The sequence below is a fragment of the Teichococcus aerofrigidensis genome, assembly GCF_054073225.1.
Map to the genome: position 1 here is coordinate 1 of NZ_JBSXMU010000283.1, position 671 is coordinate 671.

At 78.7% G+C, this 671-nt stretch carries 1 protein-coding gene and 1 pseudogene; both read right to left on the reverse strand.

Features of this window, described 5'->3' with window-relative positions; all coding sequences use genetic code 11:
* A pseudogene (locus tag ACVMLK_RS21245) lies at positions 1 to 355 on the reverse strand (precorrin-3B synthase); the annotation flags it as partial.
* 10 nt (positions 356 to 365) lie between these two features.
* A partial coding sequence (locus ACVMLK_RS21250; RefSeq protein WP_457487569.1) for a cobaltochelatase subunit CobN occupies positions 366 to 671 on the reverse strand: 306 nt, incomplete at its 5' end.

The window sequence follows — 671 nt, forward strand, 5'->3', positions numbered from 1 at the left end:
CGGCGGCCAGCACCGCCTCCAGCGCCCGGCACAGGGCCTCGGCCGCCGGGGAGGGCAGGGGCGGCGGGATCAGGTTGCGGCGGCGCTCCACGCCCGGATCGGGATCGGCCAGCCCGGCGCCGCGCAGGGCCGCGACGAAGCCGGGCAGGCGGGCGGCGGTCAGGCCCCGGACCTGCAGATTGGCCCGCTGGGTCAGCTCGATCCGCCCGTTTCCCGCCGCGCCGGCGGCCTCGGCCAGAACCAGCGCCTGCTCCGCCGAGAGCCGGGCCAGCGGCGGCTTGACGCGGACCAGCAGGTCGTCCCCGCTTGCCATGGGATCGTAGAGGGAGGGGCACCAGCCCCGGATGCGGGTCACGGGCCCCCGCTCACGGCACGTCGTTCCGCAGGGGCCGCCACAACCCCCGCTCCCGCGCCTCCTCCAGCCGGGCGCGCAGCGCGGCGAGCGCGGCGGGGTTGTGCGCGGCCAGGAAGGCGGCGACCGCCGCATCGCCCAGCGTCGCGGCATGGATCAGCTCGAACTGGCGGTCGAAGCGCGCCGGCAGGGTGGCGGCGAAGGCCAGCAGCGCCTCCACCGGCCGCGCGATCTCGGCCGCGCCGCGATGGCCGTGCCGCATCATCCCGGCGATCCAGGCCGGATTGGCGGCGCGGCCGCGCACCGCGCGCGCCACCTC